Source organism: Pseudomonas sp. P1_F1_2 (assembly GCF_056405815.1).
The window spans coordinates 23,540-29,539 of the sequence record NZ_JBFUBK010000103.1; the positions used below are offsets into that span (position 1 = coordinate 23,540).

At 53.3% G+C, this 6,000-nt stretch carries 6 protein-coding genes and 1 pseudogene; 1 reads left to right on the forward strand and 6 read right to left on the reverse strand.

All coding sequences use genetic code 11. The annotated features are described in order from the left end of the window. Positions 1-10 precede the first annotated feature (10 nt). Positions 11-658, reverse strand: a pseudogene (locus AC1D2P_RS24610) (DUF637 domain-containing protein); the annotation flags it as partial. 301 nt (positions 659-959) lie between these two features. Between AC1D2P_RS24610 and AC1D2P_RS24615 the strand changes: the two are divergent. After that, complete coding sequence (locus tag AC1D2P_RS24615) at positions 960-1,232, forward strand: hypothetical protein (protein ID WP_223522439.1); 273 nt, start codon at positions 960-962, stop codon at positions 1,230-1,232. A gap of 205 nt (positions 1,233-1,437) precedes the next feature. On the opposite strand, the gene AC1D2P_RS24620 is transcribed toward AC1D2P_RS24615, so the two are convergent. The 5 genes from AC1D2P_RS24620 to AC1D2P_RS24640 all read right to left on the reverse strand — a co-directional run. After that, positions 1,438-1,668, reverse strand: coding sequence for a hypothetical protein (locus tag AC1D2P_RS24620; protein WP_223522438.1), 231 nt, complete (start codon positions 1,666-1,668; stop codon positions 1,438-1,440). Positions 1,669-1,725: 57 nt separating this feature from the next. Beyond that, positions 1,726-2,229, reverse strand: a complete 504-nt coding sequence (locus tag AC1D2P_RS24625) for a DUF2247 family protein (RefSeq protein WP_223522437.1) — start codon at positions 2,227-2,229, stop codon at positions 1,726-1,728. Positions 2,230-2,239: 10 nt separating this feature from the next. Next, on the reverse strand, positions 2,240-2,386 hold the full coding sequence (locus AC1D2P_RS24630; protein WP_223522436.1) for a hypothetical protein: 147 nt from the start codon (positions 2,384-2,386) through the stop codon (positions 2,240-2,242). A gap of 306 nt (positions 2,387-2,692) precedes the next feature. Beyond that, complete coding sequence (locus tag AC1D2P_RS24635; RefSeq protein WP_223522435.1) at positions 2,693-2,905, reverse strand: hypothetical protein; 213 nt, start codon at positions 2,903-2,905, stop codon at positions 2,693-2,695. A 3-nt stretch (positions 2,906-2,908) separates the two neighbouring features. Beyond that, on the reverse strand, positions 2,909-6,000 hold a 3,092-nt coding region (locus AC1D2P_RS24640; protein WP_477811633.1), incomplete at its 5' end, for a DUF637 domain-containing protein.

A 6,000-nucleotide genomic window follows, 5' to 3' on the forward strand; every position in this document is an offset into this window, starting at 1 on the left:
GTGGGAGCTTGATGCCCCCCGCCTTGTTGGTCAGGTTATTGGTGGCGAGCAAGTCCAACCGTTCCCCCACCTCCACCAACCCGCTGCTGACCAGGTCTTTTTTGGCAGTCGCTTCCAGATTCTGGCTGGCGCGCAGGGTACCGGCGTTGTTCAGGTCTTTGCCCGCGATCAGGGTCACGTCGCTGCCCTGGATCAACGCGCCGTTGGCGGCGAGGCGGTTGTTGGCGTTGGCCAGGTACAGCACCGGCACCAGGACTTTTTCGCCATTCACTTCGTGCTCTTCGAGCCAGACGATRTCGTGGGTCAGKGCCGCGACCTGTTGTGCGGTGAGGGTGACGCCGAGGCTGAGGTTCAACGCGTCCTTGCTGGCGATGGCGTTGTTCATCAGATACTTGAAAACCGCCTCGTCCGAGGTCTGGCCGTCGATGAAGCGYTGGCCGGTGCGGGCGACCACGGCTTGCTGGATCAKTTTCTGTTCGAAGAGGCCATCGCCCAGGCGCTTGGCGCTTTGATCAGGGTTGTAACCCAAGCCTTGGAGCAGGTAGTCCGAGCTCATGAATTGCTTGAGGTCGGTGAGGACCGGGTTGGTTTCGATCAGGTATTTGTGCGGCTGGGATTTGCCGGCGTTGCTGGGCAGACCTTGGACACGGTTGATCGTAAAGGTCCTACACCAACCTCGGAATCAGGCACCTTGCACCGCTGGAACGATGAAGCTTATAGTCCGCCCGTCGTCAACATGGCGACCGGGTTTGGCGACCTGACGAACGAGTGCGAGAGCTGTCTGCTTATTTGCAGGCGCCTTCGCATCCGCAAAACTGTTTTTATGGCAGTTGTGCGCGGGAGACCTTCGGGTCTGCCGGTTACTCGTTTCCGGTTCGCCAACCTGCGTACAGCTGCCACCCCATTTCGTTTGGCGACGATCTGCTGGCAGTCTCAGCAAACTAAACGAGGCTTCAACTATGGATAGATACATGCCCCTCACCGGAATCGACCTGATCCCGGCTTCTCTGCTCATCGACACCCAAGCGCCACTCGACGTGCTACAGGCGATGGCGGATTACCGCATTCGCACGGTTACCCAGGTATTGGAGAACATCGCCTTTCGTGCCGAGATTGGTTGCGACACGGTAGTGCTTTCAGACTTTTCCAAACTGCTGGCCATTCCGTTGCGCGATGGCTGTGATTTGATGGATGTGATTGGCCGGCGGTTGCGGGCGCAGCCTGCGGAGTGAATGAAAACGGGCGACCTGTAGGTCGCCCGTTTTATATGGTTCATACAAAAAACCTGACAGTCTCGGTTCTTTGATTTGTCGTACGAAAAATCGGAGATTTTTCAGGGAGAGATTTATTTTCTGGGCACAGGCAATAAATAAATTCGTCCCCTTTTATCTACTTTTCTCTGAGTCAAAACCGAGTTCGGCACTTCTTTTGCACAATCTACATAGCTTTAATCTCTGAAATCAGAGCCAAAAGCTCAGACTCAGTCAACTCAAATTCCTCACCTTCCTCCATTGCCATCAATGTGAGGAGTGCTCGATCCATGAGGGCAGTGACTTCTAAGCCATGGTTTTGATAGATTTCAAATGCCACTTTAGAAATCCTAAAGACATCGAAACCATTAACCAGTGCCTTTTCTAAATCTAAAGCAAGGTCGGCTTGTGAGTACATTATTCCCAACGCTTCAATTCTGCACCTGTCGGTGAAAAAGTGAAAAAGGGGACAGATTTATTTCCTGGCCAATCCCTCCCCTTTTCCGTGACCATCTTTTTGCACCATCAAATTATCGGGGCAAAAACTCTCTCTTAGTTTTTTCACAACTTGGCTCATGGCTACAAGCGGGTCAACACCATCTTGAGAGTAAATACTGCAAGAAGCCATATCTTCCGGATAATCAAAGTCCGCATAGACTTCCTGAAGCCTATTTATTTTATTTTCGTCATTATCATTCGACGCTTCAATACAAAGCAGGAAAGCTAAACGCCACTTATCCATTTCGGCAACATAATTCGTCATCTCCGTTTGTTTTGAGATAACCTCAAGAAGCTCTTCATCGCTTAAGTATTCACCTCCAGCAATGATGGCGACACTTTCGCTTTCGCAACCGTTTAAAAGCTGACTCATGGCATATTCAAAAATATCTTCTCGCCTTATCCAGCGCTTTCTAAATCCCAAAAAAATGGTTGACCAACAATCCAAACCCAAACTAATCAATACACCAAGTGGAGACATTACTTCCTCCTTATTTTTTCGGAATCTGGTTGGGCAGGCCAGTTACTTGACCGCCGGGGATAAAACGTCGATGAGTCACGTTGCCTTCATCAACAATCCATTCAAAAACTCCACCAACTCCGTTATTGCTGCCTTCGACTTGTCTTAACTCGGACACTCTCACCACCTCGCCACCAGGTCCTTTGGTTGGTATCTCAAACTTAGCTGCTTCACCAGCATAGTTATCAATTAAGTGAAAAAAGGGGACAGATCTATTTTTCTGGTTTGTCCCGCCCTGAATAAGGTTTACACCTTCTGATCTTTATGGGACATGGCAAGCAAATAGATCTGTCCCTTTTTCTGATCCTTTTTCTTGATCTGTAATTTAAGTCTAGCAGCATTAGCCGCGCTGCTCGCTCCTGACTCAGCAATAGCAGGAACGCCCTTTGCACCGAAGGCAAATTAAAAGCCATGCTGATTAAACTTACTGAACTATCCACTCCACCTCAAAATCAACTAGCTGAGCCTGAAGCCCTGCCTCATTCTCGAACCAGTAGTCAAACCCTTCAATATCACTTTTCTTCAAGTAAAGATAATACCCGCCAGTGTCGCCATCACGGTCGTCCGCAACAACAATTTCCCACCCAGAATATTCGCCAGTGACAACAATACCCTTCCCAACGATAGACATATCCATATCCTAGTCCGCATAGGGAACATGATTGTTAGAAATATATTTTCCAGTCACAGGGTCTTTAACTCCGAAATGTACATGCGGAACTCCCGGGGCGTGTGCTCCTGATATAGATCCTGAGTCGATACGGAACTCCTTGGCGCCATCAGCGCTGTGAAACACCCCAGAGCCGGGCTTACCGATTTCCCTGTACTCGGGGCCGAGATATTTTTGCCCTGCTGATAGGGCCTCATCGGTTGTGAGCGTCATAGAGCTCGTGAAATTTTTCTTACCAGATAGAGTTTCATTGATAACTTGATCTACACGCTGCCCAGCACCTGCTTCCAGTTGAATCTGCTTTTCAGCACTAACAAAGGTTTTCCAGTTTTCAGTAGGACCAGCTAGTGGAGTGCGTGGAGTAGCAGTAGCTTTTGCACCAACTATAACTGACTCTTTTGCAAACCACGACCCCGCCTTCCCTAGTAACGCAGCCAACCCTAATCCGGAAAGCTCTCCCGCAGTGAAGGCGCCCCACGCCTTGACGAACTCGTTTGCAGGCAGGACGCCATCAAAACCTTGCCCTTGAGCCAGTGCCAATTGCGTTTGGGCAATTTCTTCTGCTGAGGCTTTATTTTGCCGCATGAATTCCGTGAGGGACGTTGCTGCTTGTCCATACTCCGTCAAACCTGGCGGCATGTGAATTTCAAAATTGTACTGCGTAGCATTGTTGGCAACCCATGCCCCACTTTGCAGCGTTTCTGCATTCCCCCCTTGAGTCGACGCCGCCAGTACCCCGACGATCTGAGATGCCATGGAACGCAAATCAGGGTCGCCAGCAACCAATTTATTCAGGTCTACGATGAGGGCTTCATTCGCACCTGCTGYCAAGGCGCCCGTTGTAAAATCACCACCCGATATTTCTGAAAGCAACCCACCGACCATCGCGTGTATCGCGATTTTCTGAACAGATCCGTCGGCATAGGCTTTCGTATAGTCACCGACCGCGTTGAAACTGGCTGCCGCCAATGTATTGAACAGAGCTGTTTTCAATACATCACTGACACTGACGTCCTGCCCCAACGCCTTGCCCAGCAGTGCTGAAGTCCCACCTTGCAGCACTTGGCTTGAAGCAAACTGACCGACGCCCGTCCAGGTGTTCAGTGGGGGGCCAGTGACTTTGCCAGTGAAGGAGTTTGTAGTCGTCCCAGTCAAATCATTGATGTAAGCGGCCGTGAAACCCGCCGTCACACCTGAAATCACATAGCCTTTTAGCGCATCCGAGGACGTCACATCCTTGAATACAGCACCAAGATTCCCTCCATTGTTGATAAAACTGGTCGTCGCATTTGTCGCAGCACCCGTAGCCACCGCAGCAAGACCTGCGGCCCCAACGGTCCCCATACTGGCAAAAGCCGTCAGTGCAGCAGGGCCGACAATGGCCGCCATGACAATCGCAATGATTATCTGAGAAGCCGGACCAAGCCCCGAGTTCTCGTACTTGAACGACTCGTGGATTTCCTTGACCAACTGCCAATCGACATCGCCCCGAGCTTCGGCTTGCTTCAGCCAAGCCAGTTGCGGATCGGCCTGGACCATCGCATCAATGGTCTGACTGACGCTTTGCTGATCGACCTGTTTGATGTCGATTTTCAGGCCATCCACAGCCTTAATCACGATGTTGCCTTTAGCAATCATCTGGGTCTGGCGCAGTGTCTCGTCGGTATTGCCCTTGCCTTTCGATGAGGTCCAGAAGGCGTCGCCATCACTCTTGGTATGGCTTTCGTCATGCAGGTCCTTCACCCCTTCAAAAATGATCGCCCCACCACTGTCCAGCGTGATGTCCTTGCCACTCTCCAGCTTCGCCACCTGATAGCGCTGATCCCCACCACTGGACAACGTCAAGTCGCCACCGGACTTAATCTGCGTACCGATGTGGGTGACCTGCGTCACCTCATCGTGCTGGGTCTTTTTACTGCCCCAGCTGCCACTTTTTTCCATGTCATACAGCGAGTAATCACGGTCCTGTGCGGCCAGCAGTTGCAGGTCGCCGTCGGCATGCAGGTAGGCTTCTTTGCCGGCGCTGATGTCGCTGGCGATCAGGGTCATGTCCTTGCCGGACTTGAGGGTGAGTTTGCCGCCTGCATCCAGTGAGGTGCCGATCTGACTGACGTGGTCTTCCTGGCGGGTTTCCTTTTTGTCCTTGAAGTAGCTGTGCTGTTCGTCGGCGGCGGTGGCGAACAGCAGGTCGCCCTTGGCGTCCATCGTCACGTCGCCTTTGGCGTCGAGCTTGCTCGCCACCACGGTTACGTCGCCGCCGGCATTGACGGTCAGGTCACCGCCCGCACTGACGCTGGCGCCGTGCTGGGTGAGGGTTGAGTCGAGGAAGTCGGTACGGCTGTCGGAGTGGCGTTCTTCCACGGCGGTGATGCTGACGTCGCGCTTGGCATTGATGGCCATGTCGCCACCGCTTTTCAACACACCACCGGTATTGAGAACGTCGCGCCCGGCGTTGATCACCAGTTTGTTGGCGGCCTCGATGCGGGCGGCGCTGTCCACGAAGTCGCGCGCGTGGCTGTAGTCGCCGACGCTACTGTCGTGGGAGGTCACTGTGCGCTCGTTGACGACGTCGCCGTTCGTGGCGCTGAGCGTTACGTCCCGCCCGGCAATGATGCCCCCCGCCTTGTTGGTCAGGTTATTGGTGGCGAGCAAGTTCAACCGCTCCCCAGCCTCCACCAGCCCGCTGCTGACCAGGTCTTTTTTGGCCGTTGCCTCCAGGTTCTGGCTGGCGCGCAGGGTGCCGGCGTTGTTCAGGTCTTTGCCCGCGATCAGGGTCACGTCGCTGCCCTGGATCAACGCGCCGTTGGCGGCCAGGCGGTTGTTGGCGTTGGCCAGGTACAGCACCGGCACCAGGACTTTTTCGCCGTTCACTTCGTGCTCTTCGAGCCAGACGATGTCGTGGGTCAGTGCCGCGACCTGTTGTGCGGTGAGGGTGACGCCGAGGCTGAGGTTCAACGCGTCCTTGCTGGCGATGGCGTTGTTCATCAGATACTTGAAAACCGCCTCGTCCGAGGTCTGGCCGTCGATGAAGCGCTGGCCGGTGCGGGCGACCACGGCTTGCT